Origin of the sequence: Streptomyces sp. NPDC096012 (genome assembly GCF_040426375.1) — a bacterium.
GTDB lineage: Bacteria > Actinomycetota > Actinomycetes > Streptomycetales > Streptomycetaceae > Streptomyces.
The window spans coordinates 85704-112097 of the sequence record NZ_JBEOTD010000015.1; the positions used below are offsets into that span (position 1 = coordinate 85704).

Annotated in this window: 25 protein-coding genes and 1 pseudogene; 10 read left to right on the forward strand and 16 right to left on the reverse strand. The window is 71.7% G+C overall.

Features of this window, described 5'->3' with window-relative positions:
- Positions 1–267 precede the first annotated feature (267 nt).
- The 5 genes from ABVB68_RS17205 to ABVB68_RS17225 all read right to left on the reverse strand — a co-directional run bounded on the left by ABVB68_RS17205 (position 268) and on the right by ABVB68_RS17225 (position 5552).
- Positions 268–2496: a molybdopterin cofactor-binding domain-containing protein gene (locus ABVB68_RS17205; protein ID WP_353601911.1), complete on the reverse strand. Its 2229-nt coding sequence runs from the start codon at positions 2494–2496 to the stop codon at positions 268–270.
- 9 nt (positions 2497–2505) lie between these two features.
- Complete coding sequence (locus ABVB68_RS17210) at positions 2506–3489, reverse strand: FAD binding domain-containing protein (protein ID WP_353601912.1); 984 nt, start codon at positions 3487–3489, stop codon at positions 2506–2508.
- Positions 3486–4055: a 2Fe-2S iron-sulfur cluster-binding protein gene (locus ABVB68_RS17215; RefSeq protein WP_503006143.1), complete on the reverse strand. Its 570-nt coding sequence runs from the start codon at positions 4053–4055 to the stop codon at positions 3486–3488. Before ABVB68_RS17215 ends, ABVB68_RS17210 begins: the two co-directional genes overlap by 4 nt.
- A gap of 410 nt (positions 4056–4465) precedes the next feature.
- The gene (locus ABVB68_RS17220; RefSeq protein WP_353601913.1) at positions 4466–5008 is read right to left on the reverse strand and encodes a GNAT family N-acetyltransferase; all 543 of its coding nucleotides are present in this window, start codon (positions 5006–5008) and stop codon (positions 4466–4468) included.
- Between the two features lie 4 nt (positions 5009–5012).
- Positions 5013–5552 (reverse strand): GNAT family N-acetyltransferase, encoded by a 540-nt coding sequence (locus ABVB68_RS17225; RefSeq protein ID WP_353601914.1) that lies wholly within the window; start codon positions 5550–5552, stop codon positions 5013–5015.
- A gap of 365 nt (positions 5553–5917) precedes the next feature.
- Here ABVB68_RS17225 and ABVB68_RS17230 point away from each other — a divergent pair, with 365 nt between their 5' ends.
- From ABVB68_RS17230 to crcB (ABVB68_RS17245), 4 genes are all read left to right on the forward strand, one after another.
- Positions 5918–7138, forward strand: coding sequence for a metallophosphoesterase (locus tag ABVB68_RS17230; protein WP_353601915.1), 1221 nt, complete (start codon positions 5918–5920; stop codon positions 7136–7138).
- Positions 7139–7546: 408 nt separating this feature from the next.
- Entirely contained in the window at positions 7547–8008 is a 462-nt protein-coding gene (crcB, locus tag ABVB68_RS17235; RefSeq protein WP_503006144.1) for a fluoride efflux transporter CrcB, read from the forward strand.
- 2 nt (positions 8009–8010) lie between these two features.
- Complete coding sequence (locus ABVB68_RS17240; protein ID WP_353601916.1) at positions 8011–8358, forward strand: DUF190 domain-containing protein; 348 nt, start codon at positions 8011–8013, stop codon at positions 8356–8358.
- Complete coding sequence (gene crcB / locus ABVB68_RS17245; RefSeq protein WP_353601917.1) at positions 8355–8729, forward strand: fluoride efflux transporter CrcB; 375 nt, start codon at positions 8355–8357, stop codon at positions 8727–8729. The genes ABVB68_RS17240 and crcB (ABVB68_RS17245) overlap by 4 nt, the downstream gene beginning before the upstream one ends.
- A 33-nt stretch (positions 8730–8762) precedes the next feature.
- Here crcB (ABVB68_RS17245) and ABVB68_RS17250 read toward each other — a convergent pair whose 3' ends face one another.
- From ABVB68_RS17250 to ABVB68_RS17270, 5 genes are all read right to left on the reverse strand, one after another.
- Complete coding sequence (locus tag ABVB68_RS17250; protein ID WP_353601918.1) at positions 8763–9122, reverse strand: DUF190 domain-containing protein; 360 nt, start codon at positions 9120–9122, stop codon at positions 8763–8765.
- A 282-nt stretch (positions 9123–9404) separates the two neighbouring features.
- Positions 9405–10007: an Rv1733c family protein gene (locus ABVB68_RS17255; RefSeq protein ID WP_353601919.1), complete on the reverse strand. Its 603-nt coding sequence runs from the start codon at positions 10005–10007 to the stop codon at positions 9405–9407.
- Between the two features lie 10 nt (positions 10008–10017).
- Positions 10018–10743 carry a CBS domain-containing protein gene (locus tag ABVB68_RS17260; protein WP_353601920.1) on the reverse strand — a complete coding sequence of 242 codons (726 nt, stop codon included), beginning with the start codon at positions 10741–10743 and terminating at the stop codon, positions 10018–10020.
- A gap of 542 nt (positions 10744–11285) precedes the next feature.
- Complete coding sequence (locus ABVB68_RS17265) at positions 11286–13667, reverse strand: phosphoketolase family protein (RefSeq protein WP_353601921.1); 2382 nt, start codon at positions 13665–13667, stop codon at positions 11286–11288.
- A gap of 48 nt (positions 13668–13715) precedes the next feature.
- Positions 13716–14588 carry a universal stress protein gene (locus tag ABVB68_RS17270; protein WP_353601974.1) on the reverse strand — a complete coding sequence of 291 codons (873 nt, stop codon included), beginning with the start codon at positions 14586–14588 and terminating at the stop codon, positions 13716–13718.
- Between the two features lie 714 nt (positions 14589–15302).
- Between ABVB68_RS17270 and ABVB68_RS17275 the strand changes: the two genes are divergently transcribed.
- Positions 15303–15977, forward strand: coding sequence for a CBS domain-containing protein (locus ABVB68_RS17275; protein ID WP_353601922.1), 675 nt, complete (start codon positions 15303–15305; stop codon positions 15975–15977).
- A gap of 78 nt (positions 15978–16055) precedes the next feature.
- Entirely contained in the window at positions 16056–16757 is a 702-nt protein-coding gene (locus tag ABVB68_RS17280) for a response regulator (protein ID WP_353601923.1), read from the forward strand.
- Between the two features lie 12 nt (positions 16758–16769).
- Here ABVB68_RS17280 and ABVB68_RS17285 read toward each other — a convergent pair whose 3' ends face one another.
- Complete coding sequence (locus ABVB68_RS17285) at positions 16770–17651, reverse strand: CBS domain-containing protein (RefSeq protein WP_353601924.1); 882 nt, start codon at positions 17649–17651, stop codon at positions 16770–16772.
- A 358-nt stretch (positions 17652–18009) separates the two neighbouring features.
- On the opposite strand from ABVB68_RS17285, the gene ABVB68_RS17290 reads away from it, so the two are divergent.
- Positions 18010–18471 (forward strand): CBS domain-containing protein, encoded by a 462-nt coding sequence (locus ABVB68_RS17290; protein WP_353601925.1) that lies wholly within the window; start codon positions 18010–18012, stop codon positions 18469–18471.
- 376 nt (positions 18472–18847) lie between these two features.
- On the opposite strand, the gene ABVB68_RS17295 is transcribed toward ABVB68_RS17290, so the two are convergent.
- From ABVB68_RS17295 to ABVB68_RS17305, 3 genes are all read right to left on the reverse strand, one after another.
- The gene (locus tag ABVB68_RS17295; protein ID WP_353601926.1) at positions 18848–19474 is read right to left on the reverse strand and encodes an Rv1733c family protein; all 627 of its coding nucleotides are present in this window, start codon (positions 19472–19474) and stop codon (positions 18848–18850) included.
- A gap of 628 nt (positions 19475–20102) precedes the next feature.
- Positions 20103–20882, reverse strand: coding sequence for an SDR family oxidoreductase (locus ABVB68_RS17300; RefSeq protein ID WP_353601927.1), 780 nt, complete (start codon positions 20880–20882; stop codon positions 20103–20105).
- Complete coding sequence (locus ABVB68_RS17305; protein WP_353601928.1) at positions 20879–21886, reverse strand: NADP-dependent oxidoreductase; 1008 nt, start codon at positions 21884–21886, stop codon at positions 20879–20881. Before ABVB68_RS17305 ends, ABVB68_RS17300 begins: the two co-directional genes overlap by 4 nt.
- Positions 21887–22161: 275 nt before the next feature.
- Here ABVB68_RS17305 and ABVB68_RS17310 point away from each other — a divergent pair, with 275 nt between their 5' ends.
- The 3 genes and pseudogenes from ABVB68_RS17310 to ABVB68_RS36930 all read left to right on the forward strand — a co-directional run.
- Entirely contained in the window at positions 22162–22701 is a 540-nt protein-coding gene (locus tag ABVB68_RS17310) for a DUF485 domain-containing protein (protein WP_353601929.1), read from the forward strand.
- A complete protein-coding gene (locus tag ABVB68_RS17315) occupies positions 22698–24314 on the forward strand; it encodes a sodium/solute symporter (protein WP_353601930.1) in 1617 nt (538 codons plus the stop codon). Before ABVB68_RS17310 ends, ABVB68_RS17315 begins: the two co-directional genes overlap by 4 nt.
- Positions 24315–24425: 111 nt before the next feature.
- A pseudogene (locus ABVB68_RS36930) lies at positions 24426–24635 on the forward strand (hypothetical protein); the annotation flags it as partial.
- A 221-nt stretch (positions 24636–24856) separates the two neighbouring features.
- Here ABVB68_RS36930 and ABVB68_RS17320 read toward each other — a convergent pair.
- Together ABVB68_RS17320 and ABVB68_RS17325 are read right to left on the reverse strand one after the other, a co-directional pair.
- Positions 24857–25789, reverse strand: coding sequence for an anti-sigma factor RsbA family regulatory protein (locus ABVB68_RS17320; protein ID WP_353601975.1), 933 nt, complete (start codon positions 25787–25789; stop codon positions 24857–24859).
- Positions 25789–26145, reverse strand: a complete 357-nt coding sequence (locus ABVB68_RS17325; protein ID WP_503006151.1) for an STAS domain-containing protein — start codon at positions 26143–26145, stop codon at positions 25789–25791. The genes ABVB68_RS17320 and ABVB68_RS17325 overlap by 1 nt, the downstream gene beginning before the upstream one ends.
- Between the last annotated feature and the right edge of the window lie 249 nt (positions 26146–26394).

The following is a 26394-nucleotide window of genomic DNA, read 5'->3' on the forward strand; positions in this document are numbered from 1 at the left end:
CCGGTCCGGGTCCGTTGCTCTGACCTCGTACCCGCCGGTCCGGGTCCGCTGCGGTGTCCTCCAGCGTGCCGGTCCGCGTCCGTTGCTGTGACGTCCGGCGTGCCGGTCCGGGTCCCGCGGCCTGTGCGGGGCAGGTCGCGCTCATGGCCAGCAGACGTCCACCCGCGCGATCCCCTGGCCCACCACGCGAGTTGATGCCGTCACCCGTCCGCCCCGACCGCGGCGGCCTGGCGGCGTCGGCATCGCCGTCAGGGGCTCGCCACGGGTTCACGCCTCCAGCAGTGGCAGCCCGGGCAGCACCTTCTCGATGGTGATGGGGAAGTCGCGCACCCGCACACCGGTGGCGTTGAACACCGCGTTCGCGACCGCCGCTCCGGCCCCGCAGATTCCCAGCTCACCTACGCCCTTCGCGCCGAGGACGTTGGCCTTGTCGTCGAACCCGTCGAGGACGACGGCCTCGACATCGGGGACGTCGGCGTGGACCGGCACCAGGTACTGCGCGAAGTCGCGGTTGACGAAGGCACCGGATCGCGGGTCGACGACGGCCTCTTCCTCGAGGGCCGCGCCGACTCCCCAGATCATGCCGCCGATCAGCTGCGAGCGGGTCGTCTTCGGGTTGAGCACGCGGCCCACCGAGAAGACGCCGAGCATCCGCCTCAGACGGATCTCGGCGGTGTCCGCGTCGACCCCCACCTCGGCGAAATGGGCCCCGTAGGTGTTGATCGAGTAGGCCGTGTAGTTCGGGTCGTCGCCCATGAAGCGGGTCACGCCCTCCGCCTCCACCCCTTCGGGGTGGTTGCGTGCGACGATCCGGCTCACTGCCTCGGACGCGCCGCCGATCCGCACGGTGCCGTCGGAGAACACCGCGTCCGCCGGGTCGCGGCCGTGCAGCGGAGAGCGCTTGTCGCCGACCGCCGCGACCAGCACCTTCTCGCGCAGGGCCAGACACGCCCGGTCCACCGCGGTGCACGAATTGGTGGCGCCCCACGAGCCCCCGGACCCCCAGCTGGGCGGATAATCCGACCGTCCCAGCTCGATCCGCACCTGATCCGGCGCGAGCCCGAGGCCGTCTGCGGCGGCCTGGGTCAGGATGGTGTAGGTACCGGTACCGAGGTCCGTCATGTCCGTACGGACGACGGCGGTGCCGTCCGCCTCCCACCGCACGCGCACCGCGGTGGGCCCCTGGAAGTGCCCGCGGATGGCGGCCGACATGCCGTAGCCGACCAGCCATCGCCCGTCGCGCACGCTCGCCGGGGTGGCGTGACGGTGCTCCCAGCCGAACCGGCGCGCACCTTCGCGCAGACAGTCGACCAGGTGCCGGTCGCTGTAGGGCACGTCCCGCTCGGGGTCGACGGCGGGCTCGTTGCGGATCCGCAGCTCGACCGGGTCCATGTCGAGCGTGTGCGCCAGCTCGTCCATCGCCGACTCGACCGCCAGCATGCCCGGCGCCTCGCCCGGTGCGCGGACGTCCGTCCCGCGCGGCAGGTCGAGCGGCGCCAGCCGGTGGCTGGTCAGCCGGTGGGGAGCCGCGTACAGGCTGCGGGTGGTGGCGGCGGTCTGCTCGGCGTACTCCATGTCGGGGTTGGTGTGCATGGTGACGTCATGGGCGATCGCGGCCAGCCGTCCGTCCTGCCCCGCTCCCAGCCGGACCCGCTGGCTGGACGTGGGGCGCATGCCGACGAGCTGGAAGATCTGCTGCCGGGTCATGGCGACCTTGACCGGTCGGCGCAGCGCGCGAGCGGCGAGCGCTGCCAGGATCGTCTCGGCATGGATGCCCAGCTTGGACCCGAATCCCCCGCCGACGAAGGGCGTGACGATGTGCACCCGCGCCGGATCGATCCCCAGCGTGCCGGCGACCGAGGCCCGCGCCGCGTCGACGATCTGGCAGCTGACGTAGACGAAGAGGTCCTCGCCGCGCGGTTCCACCAGACATGCGTGGGGTTCCATCGGCATGGAGAACTCGTACGGCGTCGTGTAGTACTGGTCGATCCTGACGTCCGCGCCGTCGAACCCGGCATCGAAGTCGCCCACCGCGGTGTCGGTGGGGAGGCCGGCGTTGACCACCTTCGGGATGTACACCTCGTCTTGCTGCTCGGCGAAGTCGAAACGCCCCCGCCCGGCGACGTATTCGACCTCGACGAGATCGGCGGCCGCACGAGCCTGCTCGAGGGCCGTGGCGACGACGAGCGCCACCGGCTCGCCGTAATGGTGGATGTCGGGGCCCGTCAGCACCGGCTGGGCTCGCCAGTACTCGAAGAAGATGGACTCGTCGCGAAGGCCTTGCGCGGGGGCGTTGAGATGGGTCATCACCATGTACACGCCGGGCGTGTGTTCGGCGTTCTCCGTGTCGATCCGGGTGATGCGGCCCTTGCCGATCGTCGCGCCGACGATGAAACCGTAGAGCGGCTGACCGGCCTCCCACTGCTCGTAGGCGTAGGTGGCCCGGCCGGTGACCTTCGAGGGGCCGTCGACACGGTTCAGAGATTGCCCGATCATGCCGCCTCCTCAGTGTGCCGGGGCCACCTGCGCCAGCGTCCGGCACAGCGTGCGCCTGGCCAGCTCGATCTTGAAGTCGTTGTGCCCCTGCCCGACCGCGTCGGCCAGCGCCGCCTCGGCGGCGGCGCGGTAGGTGGCCATCGTGGCCGGGCGTCCGGTCAACGCGGCCTCGGCCTCGACCGACCGCCACGGCTTGTGCGCGACACCGCCGAACGCCACCCGCGCCTCACCGATCGTTCCCTGATCGGCCGAGACGACGGCCGCGACCGAGACCAGCGCGAACTCGTACGACGCCCGGTCGCGCACCTTGCGGTACTTCTGCCGGCCCGGCGGAGGCGGGGGCAGGACGACGCTCGTGATCATCTCGCCGGGCCGCAGCACGGTCTCGATGTGCGGGGTGTCGCCCGGCAGCCGGTAGAAGTCCGTGATGGCGACGCGGCGTACCGCCTGATCGGCGTCGAGCAGCTCGACCTCCGCTCCCAGCGCGGTCAGCGCGACGGCCATGTCCGAGGGGTGGGTGGCGATGCAGGACTCGCTGGCGCCGAGGATCGCGTGTATCCGGTTGAACCCGCCGATGGCCGAGCATCCGGACCCGGGATCACGCTTGTTGCAGCCCGCCGCGGTGTCGTAGAAGTAGGGGCACCGAGTGCGCTGCAACAGATTTCCACCGGTGGACGCCTTGTTGCGCAACTGTCCGGAGGCGCCGGCCACCACCGCCTCCGACAGCACCGGATAGCGGGTGCGCACCCGGGCATCGGCGGCCACGTCCGAGTTCGCCGCCTGGGCGCCGATGCGCAGCCCGCCGTCCGGGAGTTCCTCGACGTCCCGCAACGGAAGCCGGCTGATGTCGACCAGATGGCTGGGCCGCTCGATGTCGAGCTTCATCAGGTCGAGCAGATTGGTCCCGCCGCTGATGAACTTCGCGCCGGTTCGGGACACCGCGGCGACGGCGGTCCGGGCGTCCGTCGCCCGCTCGTAGGTGAACGGCCTCATCCCGGGCCTCCGTGCACGGTGTTGCGGATGGCCGCGACGATGTTCGGATAGGCGGCGCACCGGCAGATGTTGCCGCTCATCCGCTCGCGGATCTCCTCGTCGGTCAACGCGACCTGCGGCGCGGACACGTCAGCCGTGGCGTGACTGGGCCAGCCCGCCTCCACCTCGGCGAGCATGCCGACGGCCGAACAGATCTGGCCGGGCGTGCAGTAGCCGCACTGGAAGCCGTCGCTCTCGACGAAGGCGCGTTGCACGGGGTGCAGGGCATCGGGATCGCCCAGGCCCTCGATCGTCACGATCTCGTCGTCCTCGTGCATGACGGCCAGTGTCAGGCAGGAGTTGACCCGCCGGCCGTTGACCAGGACGGTGCACGCTCCGCACTGCCCGTGGTCGCACCCCTTCTTGGTTCCGCCCAGGCGCAGGTGTTCGCGCAGCGCGTCGAGCAGCGAGGTCCGCGGATCCACCTCGAGCTGCCGCACCTGATCGTTGACGCATAGTTCGATCATCGACAGTCCGGCCGTCTCGCCCTGGCTCCATCCCCTGGCGCTCGTATCGGAGTCGTTCATCGCGGCCCGCCTTCTTGGCTCGGTGCGGGTTCCAGCTGGAGATGCGGCGCCGCGTCCGGGCGCGCTCCTCCCCCCAGCGTCTCGCGAATGCGGTCGTCCCGCGCGTCGGAGGCAGGACGCCGCGCGGCCCGCAGGTTCTCCGGTGGCGCTCATCGCGGCCTGGCGCGCCACGGCACATGTGGATGCCTGCGGGACGGTGGCCGAGGTGCGGCCGAGCCACCCTCCGCGGTCACCGAGCCGCTACGACGGCCGTCCACGGAGAACGCGAGCCGCCCTGCCGGCCCAGGCGGAGCGGACCTTGCGCGAGGACGGCATCGACGCGCCGTCGCCGCGTGAGCCGGCGCGGCGGGACACACTCCCGTTCCGCTCCGGGGCCGCGGTCCTCGTGTCCGCCGTCCTCGTGTCCGCCGTCAACGGGTGCCGGCGACGTACCGGTCCGACGACAACTCGAACACGCGCACTCGCCGACCGGAGGTGGGATTGACGGTCTCACGGACCGGACGCATCCCCAGTTTGGTCATGATCCGTTCGGAGGCGTCGTTGCCCACTTGAGCGATGCTGACGATCCGCTCCAGCCCCCGTTCCTCGAACGCGAACCGTACGGCGGCCGCTGCGGCCTCGGTGGCCAGGCCCTGCCCCCAGTGGGATCGTCCCAGCCGCCAGCCGACCTCGACGGCCGGCAGTACCTCCGGCAGGAAATGGGGCACCGAGAGGCCGGTGAACCCGGCCAGCTCGCCGGTGGACCGGATCTCCACGGCGAACAGGCCGAAGCGCTGTGTCTCCCACTCCCTCTCCCACGCCTGGATCCCGCGGCGGGTCTGCTGTTCGTCACGGACACTGCCGTCGCGGATCCACCGCATGACCTCGGGGTCGGCGTTGACGGCAGCCATGGGCGCAACGTCTTCCTCGCGCCAGCGGCGCAGGATCAGACGGGGAGTCTCGAGCGTGACCATCCGGTCATTCTGGATCACGCACAGCCTCGCCACCATCCTCACCGGACACTTTCGACGCGCCTTGAAGGGTGGGGATGCGAAACTCCATCTCGGGACGGTCCCACGGCACGGCGGGCGGGTTCGCGAGCGCGGTCCCGATCCGCACCGCACCGACGCGGTGGTAGAAGTCCTCGGCGGGAAGGTGCGACACGACCCTGACCCGGTCGAGCCCGGCGGCACGGGCCTCGGACCGCATGTGCGCCACGAGCAGCCGTCCGATACCCCGTCCCTGCGCCTCGTCGGCGACGAACAGCAGGTCGAGCTCCGGTGGAGCGAGGACGAGCGAGTAGAACCCGAGGACCCGGCCCTCTTGCTCGCCGACGGCGACGAAGGCGCGGTGGGCCTCGATGTAATCAGGACCGACCCGGTAGCCCGCGACTGCGGCTGCGTACTTCCCCTGGTAGGCGCCCGAGCCACGCACGAGCCGTGTGAGCCGTCTGGCATCCCGCGCGACGGCCCGCCGTATGGTGATCGGCTGGCTGACCGGGGAAGTGCGTGGACTCATCGGGAGAGTATGTCGCACCGGAGAGGGCCTTCGTGCGGCGGGCCGGCCGCCCGGGCAGGCGTTCCCGCACCAGCGTGGCGGCCGGGAGGGGGGCGTGCGGGCGCCAGGACGGGACGCACGCCTCCCGGCGTCCGGGGGCGCGAGGTCAGGCGAGGACGTCCTGCCGACAGTTCCCTTGGACGCAACTCCCGCGGGACAACGCCCTGATGGCAGCTCGTGCCGGTGGAGGCGCCCACGGCGGGGTCGTGCCGTCCCGCAGCGAACCCTTCGCCGCGAGGGGGCCGCACCCCGTGAACGCCCTCCGGCCGGCCCGAGGACGACCGGATACAGTGCGCGAGACGGCAGCATGGTCAGAGAGGGGCAGCGTGACCGACACCAGCAGCACCCGGCCCGCCGAGGGTGAGGCGCAGACACCGCGGCATAGCCGACTGCACCGCCTGATGCGCTACCTCCCCCTGATCGCCCCGGTCCTGTTGTGGGCCGTGCCCTGCGGGGTGCTTGTGTACACGGGCCAGCACTGGCCCCTGCCCGTCACGCTGGTCGGCACCGCCCTGTTCGCCCTCGGCCTCTTCGGTATGCCGCTCGCGATGGCGCGCGGCCACGGCAGGCGCCAGCAGGACGGGGCGGCGATCATCGGTGACACCCTGCTGGGCACCAGCTGGGTGCTGTTCACCTGGTCCGTCGTGCTCGGCGTCCTGTTGCGGCTCGCCCTGACCGTGGCCGGCGTCGGCGGGAGTCAGGACCGGGCCCGGATCGTCACCTGGGCCGTCCTCGGCGTGACCGCCGTACTGCTCACCTGGGGGTACGCCGAAGCCCGCCGTGTGCCACGCGTGCGCCGACTCGACGTGCAACTCCCCCGGCTGGGTGCCGGGTTGGACGGCATCCGCGTCGCCCTCATCACCGACACCCACTACGGCCCGCTCGACCGCGCCCGCTGGTCGGCACGGGTGTGCGAGACGGTGAACACCCTGGAAGCAGACCTGGTCTGCCACACCGGCGACATCGCGGACGGCACGGCCGAACGCCGCCGCGCCCAGGCCGTCCCGCTCGGTACCGTGCGGGCCACCCGGGCCCGGGTCTACGTGACCGGCAACCACGAGTACTACAGCGAGGCCCAGGGCTGGGTCGACCTGATGGACGAGCTGGGCTGGGAGCCGCTGCGCAACCGCCATCTGCTGCTCGAACGCGGCGGTGACACCCTCGTGGTCGCCGGCGTGGACGACGTCACCGCCGAGTCCTCCGGACTGGCCGGCCACCGCGCCCACCTCGCCGGAGCCCTGGACGGCGCCGACCCCGACCTGCCCGTCCTGCTCCTGGCACACCAGCCCAAGTTCGTCGACCGGGCGGCGGCCGCGGGCATCGACCTCCAGCTCTCCGGCCACACCCACGGCGGCCAGATCTGGCCCTTCCACCACCTGGTCCGCATCGACCAGCCGGCCCTCGCCGGCCTCAGCCACCACGGCAGCCGCACCCTCCTCTACACCAGCCGCGGGACCGGCTTCTGGGGCCCGCCGTTCCGCGTCTTCGCCCCCAGCGAGATCACCCTGCTCGTGCTCCGCTCCCCGCAGCTGCCACCCACGCCGTAGCAGCGGGCGGCAGCACACGGCCGCACACGAGGCGCGGCCACTGGCCGCCCGGCGGTTCGGCGCCGCCGACCAGCTCCCGGGCCGGCAGGGTGTCGAGCCGGCGGGGCAGTCTCTCGATCTCCTCGCGCATGCCGAAGGCGTCGACGGCGTCCCGCACCGCTCGTCTTCGTGGGTGCGCGGCCGGCCCAGGGTGATGTTCTCGCGGGCCCGCAACGGCCGGCGGAAGCCGGATCGGCGTCCCTGCTGGCACTGCCCGGATCAAGGCTTAGGGTTGGTTCATAGGTGAAGCGGCCTGGTGAAGGGACTGCGGGAACATCAGGCCACCGGCAGTTCGTGCTCATCCTGGGCTGGATAGCCTCGGAGCTTATGGGGCGAGGCAATGTGAGTGATGGGTCTTCGCGGCACTCCGTGGCGACCGCAGCCGTCGAAGCGTCCACGGCGGAACAGGCGCGCCGGCGTCGAGAGGTCCACGTCAGGCACTTTGAGACGCTTGCGGTCATCGCCGTGGGTGGAGCGCTGGGGGCTTGTGCCCGTTACGCGGCAACGTTGCTCTGGCCGACCGGCAAGGACGCGTTTCCCTGGACGACCTTGGGCGTCAACGCGGTCGGCTGCCTGATCATCGGCGTGTTCCTGGTGGCCATCACGGAGGGGTTCACCGTGCACCGGTTGCTCCGGCCGTTCTTCGGTACCGGCGTCCTCGGTGGCTTCACGACCTTTTCCACGTACTGCGTCGACATCGAACGTCTGGCGCGGGCCGATAGAGCCGGCGCCGCACTCGTCTACCTGGCGTCGACCGTACTGGTGGCGCTGGCCGCCGCGAAGATCGGCATGGTGGCCACCCGCCGCATCCTGGCGAGGAGAGGAATGTGACCATGAGGCTAGATGGACGCGCGCTCCGCCTGACGATCTTCATCGACGACACCGACACCTGGCACCACAAGCCCCTGTTCACGGAGATCGTGCACCGTGCCCACGCCTTCGGGCTGGCCGGAGCGACGGTCTTCCGGGGGCTGGAGGGCTACGGGGCGACATCGATCGTGCACACCACGCGTCTGTTGTCCATGGCCGACGACCTGCCGGTGACGATCATCATCATCGACGAAGAGGACCGGATCAGAGCCTTCATGTCGCAGCTCGAGGAGCTGCCGATCAGTGGCCTGATCACCACGCAGGAGGTCGAGGTGGTCCACTACAAAGGACGGGAAACCGCCGGCACATGAGGTTTCTGCTTGTCATTCTCGGCGGTGCCGTCGGCGCCCCGCTGCGGTACGTGATCGACCGGACGGTCCAGGCTCGCCACGACACCGCCTTCCCCTGGGGCACCTTCGCGGCCAACGTCACCGGATCGATGATCTTGGGCGTTCTGACCGGAGCAGCCCTCTCAGGAGCCGTCTCACAGAACATCCAGCTCCTGCTGGGCACAGGCTTGTGCGGCGCCCTGACCACCTACTCCACGTTCTCCTACGAGACACTGAACCTGTCCGAGGCCGGAGCGCGCTTCCTGGCCGCGGCCAACGTGGTGGCCTCTGTGATCGCCGGACTGGGCGCCGTGTTCATCGGCCTGACCCTCACACAGGCCGCATTCGGCTAGGCCGCGCCACCGGCCGTCGGACAACGCCCTCACTCAGGCACGCTCACGACTCTGCGCCGGATCAGGGTCCGCGCACTTCATGACCTCGACATGTTCGACGATCATCAGTCCGCCGTCGATCATCCCGCGCAGGGTCGAGAGGAAGCGACGCACTCGTTCCTCCTCGTCGACGATCACGATCGCCAGCGGCAGGTCCTGCTCGAGCGACAGCAGCCGCAAGCCATGCATGACGGACGAGGCTCCGAATCCCTCCAGCCCGCGAAGCACCGTCGCGCCGGCCAACCCGGCCTCGTGAGCGCGATGGACGATCGCCGCGGACAGAGGCCGGTGATGCCAGGTGTCGCACTCTTCGATGAAGATCGTCAGCTGTAGGGCCGTTTCCGTCGGCTTCATGGCGTCCTCCCGGCCACCAGGCACACGCTTCGCACGACCAGCGGCGCTCGCCCCGGCCACGACCATGTCGCCGTTGGCCGGATCAGCGCACCACCTGCCCACCCCGGAACCGGGCCGTCAGGCTCGCTCGCCGGATGGCGCGTCGGCTCGGGCCGACGTCGGGGGCCTCTCATGCCCTGACCCTCCTACCCGCGCGGGCCCAGAAAGGGCGATGATCACCAGGGGGATCTGCTGAAGGTGTTCCGCGGCCGGCGACAGCCGAGGGCGGCACATGCCGAGTGTTCAGCCTCTGCCTCCGCTCAGGTTCCCCCACTGTGGGCCGATCTGCTTCCACTCCGCCTCCCATTCACCCAGGCGCCGCCGGATGAGCCGGGCGCGGACCACCCATCCGGCACCCCAGACCGCCGCACCGACCGGTGGGGCGACGAGGACACCGGTCAGGGCCGCCTGCAGCGTCGCCATCGTCCCGCCGACGGGTGCGGACGCCACCCGGTCGGTCCGATCCACCCACACCGTTATGCCGGTGGCCGCCGGAGCGCCCGGGAAGACCTTGGTCCGGCCCGTGTGCACCGAGCCGTCCGCGTCCGTCCAGCGCACGGCGGCCCACACCCGCCCGTCGTCGTATCCGCCGGCGGTGGCCGGCGTCTCCACCGCGTCGTCGGTGAGGACAGCGGACACGGCGTGCACGCGAGCCGCCTGCGCCGAGAAGCCGGCGTCGACGGCCTGTGCCGCCAGCACGCCCGCGAGAACTCCGGCGACAACCGCGAGCAGCCAGGTGGCGAGCACCAGCCAGCCCTCGACGACATCGCTGTGCCGCCGCAGCGGGTTGCGTCGCCAGTGCCACAGCCTCACCGGGGCGAAGGCCGTCCGGGGATTCCCTGCCATCGTCGCCCCCTCACGTCTGGTGCCGACGGCTCCGGCTCAAGCCGTGCGCACGGTCGGCATCCGGGAGGTCGGGATCGAGGTCCGGGTGACGGGGCGGGCCGGCCAGCTCGCAGTGCACGTCGACCACCCCCGCTACGGACCGGGCGAGCCGGGCGGCCAGCGGGATCAGGGCGGTCGTGTGCACCCGGCCGGCGAGTGTGACGACACCGTCGTGCACCTCGACGCGGATCGCCCGGGGGTGCGTGCCGAAAAGCCGTACGACGACCTCGCGCCGCACCTCCTCGGCGATGTCCTTGTCGTCCCGCAGGAAGACCTTCAGCAGGTCGGAGCGGCTGACGATGCCCTTCAGCGTGCCGTCGCGGCCGACGACCGGGAGCCGCTTGACCCTGTTGCGCGCCATGATGCGCGCGGCGTGGGCAAGGCTGGCCTCGGGTGTCACGGTGACGGCCGGGGCGGTCATGAGCTCGCCCGCGGTCACCGCGTCCGCCTTGCGGACCTCAGCGAGGTGCGACACCTGCCCGTATCGCCCGATGTCTCCGTCGCCGTACTCCTCCTTGGGCAGCAGATCGGCCTCGGAGACGACGCCGACGACCACTCCGGCGTCGTCCAGCACGGGAAGGGCGCTGGCGGGCCAACCGTGCATGGCCTTGACGATGTCCTTGAAGGCCGCGCCGATGCGCAGGGCGAGGACCCGGCGGGTCATCACGTCTTTCACGACGGTCGGAGTGCCGTTCATAGCGTCCTCCAAGCTCGGCTGCCGACATCGGCCACTATCAGGCTGCGGCCTCCGGCCGTCCGAGTCATGGGCCGAATGGGCCCGAGACGCTACCCCCCGCAGCCCCGCCCCTCAGGGGAGAGGCGCCTACTTCGCCGGCAGCGGGACTCGTCTTGGACGACGTCGTCGCCGGTGACCGAGGCGGCGGTGGAGAACGCCAGGCACCTGAGCGTCCCGTGCAGGGGCGGCACCAGCCCCCGGTGCGCCTCCGCGTCCAAGCCGACGGCGATCTCGGCGCTGAGCGATCCGTTCCCTTCCAGTGGGATCGCGACCGCCTGTCGACGCCTTGCCGCAGCACCGCCAGGGCGTCCGCCTCGCTCCCTTCGACCTCACGGCGAGCGGTGCGTCGCAGGGCCTCCGCCTGACCCACGCTGCGGCACCCGCCGCAGGTCGCTGCCGAGTCCGGCCGGCCGGCTCCCGGCGCCGGGGAGCGCCCGGCGCCGGGAGCGAGCGTCATGCTGCCGGCCGCACGGGTTACGGGGTGGTCGCCCCACCCCCGACGGTCAGTTGTTCCAGCTCCATTCGGCGACCTCGGGCAGGTCGGTGCCGTGTTCGAGGATCCAGGCGTGGTGGCGGGTGCGGGCGTCGGCCATGGCCTGGCGGGCGGCGGCCGCACGCACGGCCAGACCCGGGACCCGGTCGATGACGTCCATGACGAGCCGGTAGCGGTCGAGGTCGTTGCGGACGACCATGTCGAAGGGCGTGGTCGTGGTTCCGGACTCCTTGTAACCGCGCACGTGCAGGTTCCTGTGCCCGGTGCGGCGATAGGCGAGGCGGTGGACCAGCCACGGATAACCGTGGTACGCGAAGATCACCGGCTTGTCGGTGGTGAAGAGCCCGTCGTACTCGAAGTCGGTCATCCCGTGCGGGTGTTCCTCGTGCGGCAGCAGCCGGGTCATGTCGACCACGTTGACCACACGCACCGCCAGACCGGGCAGATACCGGCGCAGCAACTGGGCGGCGGCCAGCACCTCCTGGGTGGGCACGTCGCCTGCGCAGGCCAGCACGACATCGGGTTCGCCGCCGTTCTCGTTGCCCGCCCAGTCCCAGATCCCGGCCCCCCGCGCGCAGTGCGCCTCGGCCTGGTCCATGGTCAGCCAGTCGAAGCAGGGCTGCTTGCCCGCCACGACGACATTCACGTAGTCCCGGCTGCGCAGCACGTGATCGGCCACGGAGAGGAGGGTGTTGGCGTCCGGCGGCAGATAGACGCGGACCACCTCGGGGCTCTTGTTGAGGACGTGATCCACGAACCCCGGGTCCTGGTGGGAGAAGCCGTTGTGGTCCTGGCGCCACACATGCGAGGTGAGGAGGTAGTTGAGGGAGGGGACCGGAGCCCGCCAGGACAGTTCGCGCGAGGTCTTCAGCCACTTGATGTGCTGGTTGACCATGGAGTCGACGATGTGCACGAACGCCTCGTAGCAGGAGAACAGTCCGTGCCGGCCGGTGAGCAGGTAGCCCTCCAGCCAGCCCTGGCAGAGGTGTTCGGAGAGGATCTCCATCACACGGCCGTGCCGGTCGAGGTGTTCGTCGACCGGGAGCATCTCGGCCTGCCAGGCCTTGCCACTTGCGTCGAGGACGGCCTGGAGCCTGTTGGAGGCGGTCTCGTCCGGGCCGACGAGACGGAATTCGCGCCGCAACCTGGTGTCGTCCATGACCCGTTCAAGCAGGGAGCCGAGGACCCGGGTGGGCTCGTGCAGGGTGGAACCGGGCTTGTCGACCGGTACGGCGAGAACGTCGAGAGCCGGGATGGGCAGTTCGCGCACCAGGAGGCCACCGTTGGCGTGCGGGGTGGCCCCGAGTCGCCTGGTCCCCTCGGGCACGCAGGCCAGGACGTCGGCGACGGGACGGCCGTCGGGGGCGAAGAGCTCCTCGGGCCGGTACGAGCGCAGCCACTGTTCCAACCGCCTGAGACGCGCCGGGTCTTCACGGACGCCGGCCAGGGGGACCTGGTGGGCGCGCCAGGTGCCCTCGACCGGTACGCCGTCGACCTCGGCCGGGCCGGTCCAGCCCTTCGGGGTGCGCAGCACGATCACCGGCCAGTGCACGCGTTCGGCGACGCCCTCTTCGCGAGCGGTGCGCTGCATCAGGGCGATCCGGTCCAGTACCTCGTCGAAGGCCGCGGCCAGTGCTCGGTGGACGGCGGCCGGATCGTCGCCGGTGACGTGGAGGGGTTCGTGCCCGTATCCCCGCAACAGCGCGTCCAACTCCTGCTCCGGAAGCCGGGACAGCACGGTGGGGTTGGCGATCTTGTAGCCGTTGAGGTGCAGGATCGGCAGCACCGCACCGTCGTGCACCGGGTCGAGGAACTTGTTGGAGTGCCAGGAGGCGGCCAGCGGTCCGGTCTCCGCCTCGCCGTCGCCGATGACGCAGGCGACCAGCAGGTCCGGGTTGTCGAAGGCGGCCCCGTAGGCGTGCGCGAGCGAGTAGCCGAGTTCGCCGCCCTCGTGGATCGAGCCAGGGGTCTCCGGCGCCACGTGGCTGGGCACCCCGCCGGGGAAGGAGAACTGCCGGACGAGGCGTTCCATCCCGGCCGCGTCCCGGGAGACGTCCGGGTAGGTCTCGCTGTAACTGCCGTCCAGCCAGGAGCCCGCGAGGACCGCCGGTCCCCCGTGGCCGGGGCCCCACACACAGAGGGCATCGAGGCCGCGTGCCTTGATGACGCGGTTGAGATGGGTGTACACGAGGGTCAGGCCGGGCGAGGTGCCCCAGTGGCCGAGCAGGCGCGGCTTGACGTGCTCGGGCCTGAGCGGTTCGGTCAGCAGCGGGTTGGCCATGAGGTAGATCTGACCCACGGCCAAGTAGGTGGCGGCGCGCCAGTGCGCGTCCAGGGTGCGCAGTTCCTCGTCGGTGAGTGCGGTGGCGTCCTGGTGGGCGGCCTCGGGCATCGGAACCTCGGATTCGTCATCGGTCGTCGGCAAGGTCTGCCGGGTTCGTCAGGAGGGTTCGGGGACGACGGCCACCGGGCACGCCGCGCGGTGCAGCACGCCGTGGGCGACACGGCCGAGCGGGAGTCCGTGGTGACCGTGCCGGCGTCGAGCGCCGAGGACGAGCAGGTCGGCATCGTGGGAGGCGGCGATCAGGACGTCGCGGGAATGGCCCTCGGCGGTGCGGCGGCGCACGTCGAGACCGGCCGGCGCGTCCCGCAGGGCTTCCTCCAGTGCGTCGACGGCCCGCTGCTCGTCGATGCGCGCCGGGCCGCCGACGATCAGCGGGGAACCGGTGGTCGTGTGCGCGGGGCGCCGCCAGGCCCGTACGGCTTCCAGGGGCACCGCACGCAGCACGGCCTCCTCGGTCGCGAACCGTACGGCGGCCGAGCCGGCCGGTTTCTCGCCCACGCCGAGCACGATCCACCCGTGCGTCCCGGAGCGGGCCTGGTCGTCCTGACCGCCGCGCAGCACGATCACCGGGCAGTGCGCGTGCCCGGCAACCGTGAGACTGACGGAGCCGAGGAGTGCCTCGGCCACGCCGCTGCGGCCCCGGCAGCCCAGTACCACGGCGAGGGCGGTGCGGCTCTCTCGTACCAGCCCGTACTGCGGCTCCTCGGGCAGCACGTCGGTGGTGACCTTCAGGTCGGGTTGGCGGCGCTCGGCACAGTGCCGTGCGGTGCCGACGACGTCCTGTGCCATCACCTCCTCGGCCGGCTTGCCGAGTTCCTGGGCGAGCAGGGCGCCTTCGTAGCGTTCCCAGAGCGAGGCGTACACAAGCCGGAGCGGCGCGCCGCGCAGCGCGGCATCGTCGGCCGCCCAGTCGACGGCCCGCAGGCTCGGCTCGGAGCCGTCGACGCCGACGACGATCGGGAGGTCCACCGTGCTCACCGCCCCGCTCCGAGGCCGAAGGGCTTCTCGATGAGCAGGGGTTCCCGGAACCTCCGCGCGGCTACCGCCTTCATGTGTCCTCCTCCTCGATTCGAGTGGGTCGGTCGTGCGGGACCACGGCCACCGGCGCGACGACGTGGTGCAGAACGGCATGGCGACATGGCCGATGCGGGCACCGGCAGGGCTGGTGCGGACACGCCGACCGGCGACGGCCGGGGAAGCCTCGACGAGGGCCTGCGCCGGACTGCCACAGCGGCTCGCCTCGATCACGTCGACGTGGGGAAACTTCTGCCGCCAGGGACGCGGCGGCCCGGCTTTCGGGTGAGTCGTCGAGTCCCACGGTGATGGTTCGGGTCATGCTCTCCGCCTCCGGGGCGAGGGATCCGTTTCCAGCGTGGTGACACCGCTGTCGCCGGGTCAGGGGCCGCAGGTCCCTGTACGGGGCCGACCGGCCCATCGACGGTTTCCCCTGCCGACGACCCGCGCGCGGCACGTTCCAGCGTCGCGCCGGACGCCCCGCCGCACTACTCGGTGACGGGACGCGCGACGGCCGACGGTTGCCGTCGTGCGCCCTGAACCGCCTCCTGGTGAGACGGCCGGAAAACCGCACGGCCCACCCGAGGGCCGGGTGGCCCCTGGCGACCCCCTCCGCACCGGCACAGGCTGGGAGTGGCAGGACCGGTCCAGACCTCGTGGAGAGTCATCATGCACGGCACCCGGCACATCGTCAGCGATGTCATGACCGACACGGTCGCCGCCGTCGGCAGGCGGGCCCCCTTCAAGGAGATCGTGCAGCTGATGCAGGACTGGCAGGTCAGCGCACTGCCGGTGATCGAGGGTGAGGGCCGGGTGGTCGGCGTGGTCTCCGAGGCCGACCTCCTGCCCAAGGAGGAACTCCGGGACGGCCCCGACGCGGCCTACCTCCAGCTGCGTCAGCCGGTCGACGTGGCGAAGGCCGCGGCGGCCACCGCCGGCGACCTGATGTCCTCTCCCGCCCTCACCGTCCGGGCGAACGCCGGCCTGGCGGAGGCCGCACGGATCATGGCACGAGGCGGGGTCAAACGGCTGCCCGTCGTCGACGGTACGGGGCTGCTGGCGGGGGTCGTCAGCCGTGCCGACCTGCTCAAGGTCTTCCTGCGGGACGACGAGGACATCGCCGAAGAGGTCCGGCGCGAGATCGTGTCCCACCTCTTCCCGCCGCCGGCATCGGCCCTCCAGGTGGAGGTCCACGACGGAGTCGCCACGCTCACGGGCCGCATCCGCGACACCGCCCTGGTCCCCCTGGCCGCCCGCCTGGTGCGGGCCGTCGAAGGCGTGGTGGACGTGCAGTTCGACCTCGCGCACGACGACCATGGGATGAGTGGGGCCGGACGGCCCTAGTACGTACGAAGCCGACAGGTCATGATCGGCCTCACGGGCGGTCCGCAGCCGTCCGTCGCCGGGGAACGAGAGGTCGTCATGACCGAGACACGCACCTTCACGGAGCAGGACCCGATCCGTGTGTTCCTGCTGGACGACCACGAGGTCGTACGACGCGGTCTCACCGACCTGCTCGACAGCGAACCGGACATCTCCGTCATCGGTGACGCGGACACCGCCGAGCACGCACTGACCCGGGGCCCCGCTCTGCGCCCGCACGTCGCCGTACTCGACGTCCGCCTCCCCGACGGCGACGGCATCACGGTCTGCCGCGAGCTGCGCGACCGGATGCCCGGACTGGCGTGCCTGATGCTGACCTCCTTCGACGACGAGGAAGCCCTGCTCGACGCCATCATGGCCGGCGCCTCCGGCTACGTCCTGAAGCAGATCAAGGGCTCCGAGCTGATCTCGGCGGTGCGCACCGTCGCCTCGGGGCAGTCGATGCTGGACCCCGCGACGACCGCACGCCTCATGCGGTCCCTGCGGGCCGACCCCGCCGCGGCCCCCTCACTGCCGCCCGAACTGGCCGGCCTGTCCCCCCGGGAACGGGACATCCTCGCCCTCATCGGCGACGGCCTGACCAACCGGGAGATCGGCAAGAAGCTGTACCTGTCCGAGAAGACCGTCAAGAACCACATCTCCCGGCTGCTGGCCAAACTGGGCGTACAGCGCCGGGTCCAGGCGGCGGTCCTCGCGTCCCATCTCGAGCCGCGCGACTCCGGCGAGCGTCCGAAGCGCTGAGGATGCCTCAGGTCAGGCCACGGTGAGGAGGTTCTTCACCTCGACCACGTCGGCGATGTCCTCGACCTCGGCCACCAGTCGGGCTCCGGTCTCCGGCGGAACCCGTCCCGTCAGTTCGACGATGCCGTCGTGCACGGTCACCTCGACGGCCTTCCGGTCACCCGGGGAGCAGACGGCCAGCATCCTGTCCTCCACCTCCGCCTGGATCCCGGCGTCGTCCCTGATCAGCGTCTGCAGCAGGGCGTCGCGGCCTACGACGCCGACCAACCGGCCCTCGTGGTCGGTGACCGGGATCCGCTTCAGCCGGGACAGCGCGGCGAGCCAGGCGGCCTCGGCGACGGTCGCGCCCGGCAGGACCGTGATCGCGGGGCTGGTCATCAGATCGGCCGCGGTCTCGCCCCGGGCCTTGCCGTGCAGGCGTCGCTCCGCCAGCCTGCCGACGCGGCCGGGACGGTGACCGGAGACTTCGAACGCGACCTTCGCCAGCAGATCCGACTCCGAGACGACCCCCACCACACGGTCCTCCGCGTCCACGACCGGGACCGTACCGATCTGCTCGCGTGCGAGCAGTCGGGCGATCTCCCGGTAGGGCAGGTCGTCCCGTAGGGAGACAGCGGGTACCTCCATCACGTCCCGCACCTGCGGCGACCCGGCGTCGGACGCCGAGCCGGTCCGTCGCGAGGACGGTGCGGCCTGCGAGGTCCGACCGGGTGTACCGCTCACCGGGGCGGGCGGCGGTTCTCGCATGCCCGTGTGTCGGGCCGCGGCGACGGCCACGGCTCCCAGGTAACGCACCAGCATGTCCTGCCGTGCGGTGTCCCCGGGACGCCAGGGCCGGGACGGCTGGGACCGGCGGGCCTCTGCCCCCATGGAGAAGTTCTCGTGCTGGTTCACGGCGGCCTCCGGACCACGTCGGGTTGCCTACCGTTCCAGTCTTTCTCTCCGCCGCTCCCCGCCTAGAGCCGAACGGCCCTGGTGCAACGGCGCGACGGCCCCTCCGGTGCGGGACCGTTGTGGCATCTCCGGGTCCGGCCGGCCGGCTGCCGCCCGCATGCACCCCGAGCATCGTGCTCCTCAGCCCTCTCGGCCCGGTGACCGGTCCCGGTGCGGCAGAGGGTCGGCAGGCCCGCCGTGGGGACCAACGGCCCCTGGTCGGCCGGCGGTGCCGGAGCCTTCCATGGAGTCGGCGGCGGCACTCGTCCGCGCCACCGCAGGTCCGCGGCGGGCACCGCGGACAGGGAGGAAGAGGACCATGAAGGTCTCCGAGGTGATGACCGCCCCGCCGGTGTGCGTCGCACCAGACGTCTCCCTGGTCGGGACGACCCGGCGGATGGCCGAGTACGCCGTCGGGTCCGTCCTCGTGGTCGAGGACGGAGGAGCACTGCGCGGCATCGTCACCGACCGCGACCTCGCTGTACGCGGCATGGGTGGCGGTCTCGACGCGGAGGCCCGGGTGGACGCGGTCATGTCGCCCCAGGTCGTCACGGTCGAGGCCGGCGACGAGCTTCAGGTGGCCTACCAGACGTTCCGTCGCACGGGAGTCCGCCGACTTCCGGTTCTCGACGCAGGCCGGGTGGTGGGCATGCTGACGATCGACGACCTGTTTCTCGACGTCTTCCGGAAGCTCGCCGACCTGCTGGGTCCGGTCGCCTGGAGCGTCCTGCAGGAGCCGCCAGGGCCGACTTCGCAGGCCTGGGCCCCGCATGCGTCCTGAATCGGCCCGGCAAGGGACCGCCGCTCCACACCAGGGCGGCCCACCGACGGGCGTCACAGACCCGGCACCGGCGCCGCCCCGGCATCAACCGGACGTCGCCGCATCCTCCCTCCCTTCTCCCCCGGTCCGGTCCCCCGGTTCCCGATGTCTTCGCCGCCATGAGGAGCGGCCCGCGCGGTCTCGGGCCGACCGGACGAGCGGCAGGCTACGGCCCCCATGAACTGCCCGGCGTGAGCCACGGCTGATGGTGGCGTCGTCTGCTCGCGCAGTTCGCGGACCTCGTCGCGGTCGTGCCGCTCGTCGCCTCGGCGATCACCTCGCGCATCGCCGCACCGCCGGAGAAGAGCATCCACCGGCGTGATCGACGGTGCCGCCGTCAGCGCGCGTAGCGCGTCGCCCACCCCGGCTCCACGCGTTCCCACTCACGGTTCCACTGGGCCAGGCGGCGGCGGTCGATGCTCTTGGTGACGGCCCGCCATACGCCGTAGGCGGTTGCCACGCCGCCGCAGGCGGCCGCGAAGGCCGTCGCTGTACCTGCGGTGACCGCGAAGTCCCGGCCCTCGGGCGGCGCCGCGACGGCTCCGCGTGCGTCCAGCCACACGGTCGTGGTGGCCCCGCGGTGGAGCCAGGCCCGCACCGGCGCGACGCCCGTATGGCTGCCTTCCCGGTCGCTCCAGCGCACGAGCGCGTGGAAACCGGGCCGCGCACCGGGGTGGTCGCCGGCCAGCCGCGCATCCGACAGCAGGCCCGCGGTGACAGGGTGCAGCCGCGCCATCTGCGTCTGCTGAGCATGCACGTAGTGGCCGTATACCGCCTGTCCGGCACCCCACGCCACCAGCGGCAGCACCACGAGGGCGACGGCCGTCAGGAAGACGCGCAGTCTGCGCTCCAGCCGGTCCACCGGCCGTTCCAGGGGACTCCGGGCGCCGTCGGGCCGGCGCGGAGCCCGCTTACCGAGCGGGCCGGAGGCGGGCCGGTCGCCGGGAACACGCGGTGTCCGCATGGTTCGGCCCTCCGCTTCCGAGTAGCCGGTTGCGTTTGCCTTTTCACCGTGCCGCGCCGCAGACCCGCCGGGTATGGGCCTCACGGTCCCCGTGAGTGCCGTTCGGCCCCGTCGGGCCGGGTACCTCGGCGCGACCGGCCACAACGGCCAAGGCCTCTCGCTCCGGTCCGCCGACCACCCCAGCGGCCTCGTACGCCACTACGACCACGGTGCGCGCATCGCGAGCCACGGCGGCTCCCACGACCGGGACAGCGCCACCGCCTTGGCCGGTGACACGAGGCGGGTCACGACATCCCCGGGGCCTGACGCCCGCGACGCGACGGCCTTGCTGATCGCTTCAGAACGCGGCTCGTACGCGACGCATGCCGACGGGACGGCAGGCCGGTCGAGCGTCCCCTGGTGGGCTGCGGGGTGACGATGATCGAGGCCGCGCTCGCAGCAGCGCGGGCGGCGAACGGATACGTCCTGGCGGTCAGCACCGCCCTGGCGCTGGTGCTTCGACGAGTTCTACGGCATCGCCGGGTGCGGCTCCCAGCTCACCCTCGTGGCCGGAGAACCTTTCGCGCCGGTTCCGCATGACGGTGGGGGCGGGCCCTGTCCTTCGCGAAGACCCACCCCCGGGAGCGTCTCAGACGCCGGCGGGCGTGGCCGGGCCGGGGACGTTGCGGAAGCGGAACGGCTCCGGTGCGCGGCCGGCCTGCACGAACCAGCACTCCCCGGTACCGTCGCCGGTCACGATCCGCAGCACCGTGTCCGCGACGGCCTCGGCCGGGATGACCGGCAGACCCTGCTCGGAGAGCATGCCGCGCAGATGATCGATGATGCGCGACTCGGCGAACCCTGGGCAGACGGCGTTGAAACGCACGTTCTCCGGTGCGAGCGCCGGTCCCAGGGAGCGTGCGAGTCCCACGACCGCGTGCTTGTTGGCCGCGTACAGCGGATCGAACGGCACCGCCGCCAGGCCCGCCAGGGAGGCGGTCGCCACGATCGACCCTCCGCCGCGTGCCCGCAGCGCGGGCAGCACCGCGTGGGTGCCGAAGACCACGCCGTCGAGGTTCGCGCCCATCGCCCGTCGGTAGCGTTCCGGGTCGAAGTCGTCGCCGACGCCGCATCCGGTGGCCACCCCGGCATTGAGCAGCGCGATGTCCACACCGCCGTACCGCTCCTGGGTGAACTCCACCAGAGCGCGGTTGGCGTCGAGGTCGGACACGTCGCAGGCGAGGAAGTGGCCGTCGACCAGGTCGGCCACCTGCCGACCGCCCTGCACGTCGCGGTCGGCGACGACCACGCGCGCGCCCGCCCTCGCCAGAACCAGCGCCGAGGCCCGGCCCAGTCCGCTGGCACCGCCGGTGACGATCGCCACCTTTCCCCGGAGCGGGGCGACGGCCCCGCGCTCACCGGCGGTCATGCCAGTTCCAGCACGAGCTTGCCGACGTTCTCACCGTCGAAGAGCATCCGCAAGGTCGCGGGGAAGTCGTCGACCGTGCCCCTGACCACGTGTTCCTTGACCTTGATGCGGCCGGCGCCGATCAAGGCCGAGATCTCCTGCGCGGCCTCCGCGTAGCGCTTGGCGTAGTCGAAGACGACGAAGCCCTCCATGCGGGCGCGACGCACCAGAAGGGAGAGGTAGTTGGCGGGGCCCTTGACCGGCGTGGCGTTGTTGTACTGGCTGATCGCGCCGCAGATCACGACGCGCGCGTGCATCGCCAGCCGGGTCAGGGCGGTGTCGAGTATGTCCCCTCCGACGTTGTCGAAGTAGACGTCGATGCCGTGGGGAGCGTGCTCGCGCAGTGCCTTCTTGACGTCTTCGGCCCGGTAGTCGATCGCCGCGTCGAATCCGAGTTCGCCGGTGAGCATGGCGCACTTCTCCGGGCCGCCGGCGATGCCCACGACTCGGCAGCCCTTGGCCTTCGCGATCTGACCCGCGATGGTGCCGACCGCGCCGGCTGCCCCGGACACCACGACGGTCTCGCCGTCCTGCAGCGCGCCGACGTCCAGCAGGCCGAAGTAGGCGGTCATGCCGGGCATGCCCAGCGCTCCCAGATACGTCGAGGGCGGGGCGAGGGAGGTGTCGATCTTCATGGCGCCCCGGCCGTCGGAGACCACGTACTCCTGGACGCCGAACGTGCCGACCACGTGGTCGCCGGGCTGGAAGCCGGGGTGGTTCGAGGCGGTGACCTCGACGACCGATCCCGCGCGCATCACCTCTCCGATGCCCACCGGCGGCAGGTAGGAAGGACGGTCGTCCAGCCAGCCCCGCATGGCCGGATCCAGCGAGATGACACGCGTCCGGCCCGCGAACTCGCCCGGGCCCGGCTCCGCGTACGGTTCGGAACAGTGCCTCCAGTCCTCGGGCTTCACTTCGCCCACGGGACGGGCTGCCAGACGGATCTGACGGTTGGTCGGGGACATCACGCCTCCTGTCGTTGCTGCCTCCAGTGACCATACCGACCAGTAGGTACGTCCAGGCTCGTGATATTCCCCACAGATCATCCGCGCATCCGGGGATCTAGGGTCCCGGGCGTCCGGCCACCGCCGGACCACCCCGCCGACCGGATGCCGCATCGAGCCGAAATCGTGATCGTCGGCAGGCTTATCGCACATTCCAACCAGTCGGTATCGTGCGCCGTCCACCGATGCCCCACCGCCACCTCCCACGGATCCGCGCCGCACCGGAAGGCCATGCGATGACACACCCCGACGACAACCGGTACCCGCCGCCAGCACCGGCGGGATGGACGCAGCCGCGGGCCGATCCTTACGGCCTCGCTCCTCGGCGCGGGCCGTACGGGCAGGATCCATGGCAGGCGTCGTACGGACACGACGTCCCGCAGGACACCTCGTACGGATACGACGCCCCCGCGTACGACCCGTTCGGGCAGGCCGGGCAACGCCCCCCGCACGTGCACGACTCCCCTCCGCACGGCGCCGACCTCGCCGCCCTCCGGTCGGCCTACCGAGTGCTCCGCCGGGTCTCCACGCTCACCGCGCTCGGCTCCTTCGTGGTGTACGTGGTGCTGTCCTGCTGTGCGCCGGACCTGATGGGTGCCAAGATCGCCGGGGAGCTGAGCCTGGGAATGGCTCTGGGGATCCTCCAACTCCTCGTCACCTTCGCGGCGGTCCTCTGGTACGGGCGCAGCGCACAGCACTCGGTGGACCCGCTGGCGCGGGCCGTCAGGGAGCGAACGGACCGGCCGAGACGGGATGCCGGGGTGGCGGCGGGATGAACGACTACGGCTCAGGGACGCAGGCGATCGTCCTGGTCCTGTTCAGCGCCCTGGTGACCCTCACGCTGCTGATGTGCGTGATGGCGGGGCCGGACCGCGACGACCTGACGAACTTCTACACCGGCTACCTCTCGCTCACGCCCCTCAAGAACGGCCTGGCGATCGCGGGCGACTACATCTCCGCGGCCACGGTGCTGAGCACCACCGGCATCATCGCGCTCGCCGGATACGACGGTTACGTCCTGGCGGTCAGCACCGCCCTGGCGCTGGTGCTGCTGATGTTCCTGCTGGCCGAGCCACTGCGCAACGCCGGCAGCTTCACCATGGGCGACGTCCTGGCCCGCAACATGCCCGGGCGGGCCGTCCGCATCGCCTCCTGCGTGGTGACGCTCTCGGCGACGCTCCCGTTCCTGGTCGTCCAGCTCTCGGGGGCCGGGTCGCTGCTCACCTTCATCCTGGGCATGTCGCACGAGGCCGGCGTCAGGACCGCATGCATCGTCCTCGTCGGCAGCCTGATGATCATCTATGCGGCGATCGGGGGCATGCGGGGCACCGCGCTCGTCCAGATGATCAAGATCGTGCTCCTGCTCGGCACCAGCATCACCGTCGCCGCCCTGGTCCTCAACCGCTTCGACTGGAGCCCCACCGGGATGCTCCGGGCCGCCGAGCGCGGCAGCGGAACGGGCCCGGCCTTCCTTCAGCAGGGCCTCCAGCTGGGTACCTCGGCAGCTCAACGGCTCGACTTCGCCAGTCTCCAGATCACCGTGATCCTCGGCGCGGCCTGCCTGCCGCACATCACGATGCGGCTGTACTCCGCGCGGGACGTGCCCGCCGTGCGCCGCTCCATGTCATGGGCGGTCGGTACGGTCACCACGTTCTGCCTGCTCGTGATCATCATGGGTACGGGCGCGGCGGCCCTCGTGGGATCGCAGTACATCACCGCGACCGATCCGCACGGAAGGACGTCGGTGCTCATGCTGTCCCGTGCGCTCGGCGGCGGCCCCGGCTCCGCGAGCACGACCGTGCTCTACGCGGCCATGGCGGGCACGGTGTTCATCACCCTGCTGTCCTCCGTGGCGGGGATGACCCTGGCCGCGGCGTCGTCACTCGCCCACGATCTGTTCGCCCATGCGCTGCGGCGGGACCGGGCGGCGCCGCGTACGGAGATGACCGTGGCGGCGTGGACGAGCGTGGCGGTGGGGAGCGTTGCGGTCCTGCTCGCCGTCCTGGTCCAGAACTGGGACGTCGGAGTACTGACCACGCTGGCGATCTGCATCGGGGCGTCGGCCGTTGCCCCCGCGTTGACGTACTCCCTGTTCTGGCGAGGGTTCACCCGCACCGGCCTGCTCGCCGCCCTCTACGGCGGCACGGCCTGCGCGCTGGTGCTGATGGTCTTCTCCAAGGCGGTGTCGGGCACGCCGGCCGCCGTCTTCCCGAACGCGGACTTCCACTGGTTCCCCCTGCAGTCCACCGGCCTGGTCTCCATCCCGTTCGGGTATCTGGCGGGCTGGCTGGGCAGCCGCGTGGACCACCGCCGCCGCGCCGCCGTCAGCCGCGAGAACCGGCGGTTGTACGAGGAGAACGAGGCAAGGCTGCTGGCCGCGGCCGAGTGAGCACGGCAGCGGGGCGGGCTGTGCGAGCGGCCATGGCGCCGCCCCTGCAGCCCGCCCTGGCCCCGGATCCTGACGCACGGCACGGCGGTCGGGCGCGTGTGCCGGTCAGTGATCGTCCGGTCCGCTGAACGGGAGGCTCAGCGGGCCGGCAGGTCCTGGATCGCCGCCGCGATCGACGACCTGTGGACCGATCCGCCGGCCCGCGCCGTGGGCGCTTTGCGTACGTTCGTCGCCGCGCTGCGCCGCGCGCTCGAACCCGGCCGGCCGCCCCGTGACCCGCCGCGCGTGATCGTCACCGAAGGTCCCGGCCACGCGCTGCGGCCTGTTGCGGCCGCCGGCCGGCGACGCCGCCGGGCCCGGGACCCTCCGGCCGATCCGGTGGGCCGCCCGGTCCCGGGCACGGGGCCCGCGCGTCCCGGCTGCCCCGAGCCGCCACCTGGCGAAGGGGGGCCTCGCCCGCCCGGTTCCCCGGCGCCCCGCAGTTCGGGGACGAGAACGGGTGCGGCCCACCGGGAGAGCGAGGGGGCCGCTCCGTGTCCTGGTCAGCCGGGGAGGTAGCAGCGGATGGTGGTGCCGTCGGGGCCGGTGTGGACGCGGACGAGGTCGGCGAGTTGGTGGACGAGCAGCAGTCCACGGCCGCCGGGCTGTGTGGGATGCGGCGGGCGTCGGCCGGCCAGGGGATCGGTCAGCTGTCCGCCGTCGTGGACCTCGCAGACGAGCCGGTCGCTCTCGGCCCAGATCCGCAGTGTCCCCGAGCCGGCGCCGTGGACGACGCTGTTGGTGGTCAGCTCCGCCACCGTCAGTTCCAGATCTCCCAGGCTCACACCGGACACGCCCAGGGACCGCGCCTGGGCCACGGCGAAGTCGCGGGTGTCGGGCAGTGTCCGGGCGACGAAGGCACAGGCCGCGGCGCCGAGTGGGGCGAGCAGGGGCTCGTTGTAGCGGGCGATGATCTGCTCTGGGCTGTAGGCGGTGGATCGCGTCTCGCCGTCGGCGTCGATGACGACCGGGTGGGTGGCCAGGGCGTCACTGAGGACCTGCATCTCCAGCTGCCCGGCATCGTAGGGACACAGGATGGTCACCGTGCGCCCGGTGAAAGCGGCGTTGATCAGCGCCTCGTGCTGGACGCACGCCGGGTACTCGACGGCGGAACGGCCCTGCCAGATCGGCTCGCCGATGATGCGGACCCGGCGGCCGCTCGGCTGGGTGTCCGCGAACTTGCGCAGCACGCCGGGGATGATGCGGCCGGGGTTGCGGCCGGCCTGGGTCATGTCGATAAAACGGACCTCCGCCGCTCGCTCACCCAGCCCCTCGCGGATCAGCTCCAGGCGGTCCGGCGGAGCGGCGACGGCTGCCGGCTCACCGGCGTCCAGACCTTCCCGCAGGAAGGGAACCGTTCCCGCCGTGTACTGGTCCGCGCCGCGGTAGAAGAGCGCCGGGTGCACGAACGGCTCGTGCGAGGTGGCTGTGCTGATCATGCGACTACCTCGATCGCGGCAAGCCCGGGCCAGAAAAGCTCGAGCATGCGGGGCAACTGCGCCGGAGGTCGGTGGAGCACGATCCGCTGCCCTTCGGGGAGACGCTGGGCGGTGACCGCCAGGTCCGTCGCCCCGGCCACGTCCACGAACCGCACCCGGGACAGGTCCACGTGCAGCACATCCGTGCGACGCTGGACCAGCTGCTTCAGCGCCTGCTGCCAAACGGTCCGTGTGTTCATGCTGATCTCCCCGATCGCCCCCAGCCCCGAACTGTCAGGCCACGGATCGATCCGCAGTACCGCGCCATGTGGCGGCACGACGTGGGACCCGCCCACGCCAGGTGCGACATCCATGCTCGTGCCCCCCAGTTCCCCGGGCTCGGCCGCACCGCGGCCCACATCGATCACCCTGCACGATACCCGGTCGGGCACCGCGGACCCCGGTCCGGTCCGGCGAAGGAACGCCGCCCGCGGTCCTCCCGCGGTTGACGGTCCGCGCCTGCCGCCCCTGCGAGGGTTCCCGGTCCGGGCGCGCTCACGGGGCGAGGCCGAGTCCGGCCCGGACCGTTCTGCCGGGGTGGCGTACGGTGACGCCCCAGCGTG

Coding starts and splice junctions, on each gene's coding strand:
- ABVB68_RS17205 (WP_353601911.1), bottom strand. CDS start 2,496: ATGATCGGGCAATCTCTGAACCGTGTCGACGGCCCCTCGAAGGTCACC.
- ABVB68_RS17210 (WP_353601912.1), bottom strand. CDS start 3,489: ATGAGGCCGTTCACCTACGAGCGGGCGACGGACGCCCGGACCGCCGTC.
- ABVB68_RS17215 (WP_503006143.1), bottom strand. CDS start 4,055: ATGAACGACTCCGATACGAGCGCCAGGGGATGGAGCCAGGGCGAGACG.
- ABVB68_RS17220 (WP_353601913.1), bottom strand. CDS start 5,008: ATGGTCACGCTCGAGACTCCCCGTCTGATCCTGCGCCGCTGGCGCGAG.
- ABVB68_RS17225 (WP_353601914.1), bottom strand. CDS start 5,552: ATGAGTCCACGCACTTCCCCGGTCAGCCAGCCGATCACCATACGGCGG.
- ABVB68_RS17240 (WP_353601916.1), top strand. CDS start 8,011: ATGAGGCTAGATGGACGCGCGCTCCGCCTGACGATCTTCATCGACGAC.
- crcB (WP_353601917.1), top strand. CDS start 8,355: ATGAGGTTTCTGCTTGTCATTCTCGGCGGTGCCGTCGGCGCCCCGCTG.
- ABVB68_RS17250 (WP_353601918.1), bottom strand. CDS start 9,122: ATGAAGCCGACGGAAACGGCCCTACAGCTGACGATCTTCATCGAAGAG.
- ABVB68_RS17255 (WP_353601919.1), bottom strand. CDS start 10,007: ATGGCAGGGAATCCCCGGACGGCCTTCGCCCCGGTGAGGCTGTGGCAC.
- ABVB68_RS17260 (WP_353601920.1), bottom strand. CDS start 10,743: ATGAACGGCACTCCGACCGTCGTGAAAGACGTGATGACCCGCCGGGTC.
- ABVB68_RS17265 (WP_353601921.1), bottom strand. CDS start 13,667: ATGCCCGAGGCCGCCCACCAGGACGCCACCGCACTCACCGACGAGGAA.
- ABVB68_RS17275 (WP_353601922.1), top strand. CDS start 15,303: ATGCACGGCACCCGGCACATCGTCAGCGATGTCATGACCGACACGGTC.
- ABVB68_RS17280 (WP_353601923.1), top strand. CDS start 16,056: ATGACCGAGACACGCACCTTCACGGAGCAGGACCCGATCCGTGTGTTC.
- ABVB68_RS17290 (WP_353601925.1), top strand. CDS start 18,010: ATGAAGGTCTCCGAGGTGATGACCGCCCCGCCGGTGTGCGTCGCACCA.
- ABVB68_RS17295 (WP_353601926.1), bottom strand. CDS start 19,474: ATGCGGACACCGCGTGTTCCCGGCGACCGGCCCGCCTCCGGCCCGCTC.
- ABVB68_RS17300 (WP_353601927.1), bottom strand. CDS start 20,882: ATGACCGCCGGTGAGCGCGGGGCCGTCGCCCCGCTCCGGGGAAAGGTG.
- ABVB68_RS17305 (WP_353601928.1), bottom strand. CDS start 21,886: ATGTCCCCGACCAACCGTCAGATCCGTCTGGCAGCCCGTCCCGTGGGC.
- ABVB68_RS17310 (WP_353601929.1), top strand. CDS start 22,162: ATGACACACCCCGACGACAACCGGTACCCGCCGCCAGCACCGGCGGGA.
- ABVB68_RS17315 (WP_353601930.1), top strand. CDS start 22,698: ATGAACGACTACGGCTCAGGGACGCAGGCGATCGTCCTGGTCCTGTTC.
- ABVB68_RS17325 (WP_503006151.1), bottom strand. CDS start 26,145: ATGGATGTCGCACCTGGCGTGGGCGGGTCCCACGTCGTGCCGCCACAT.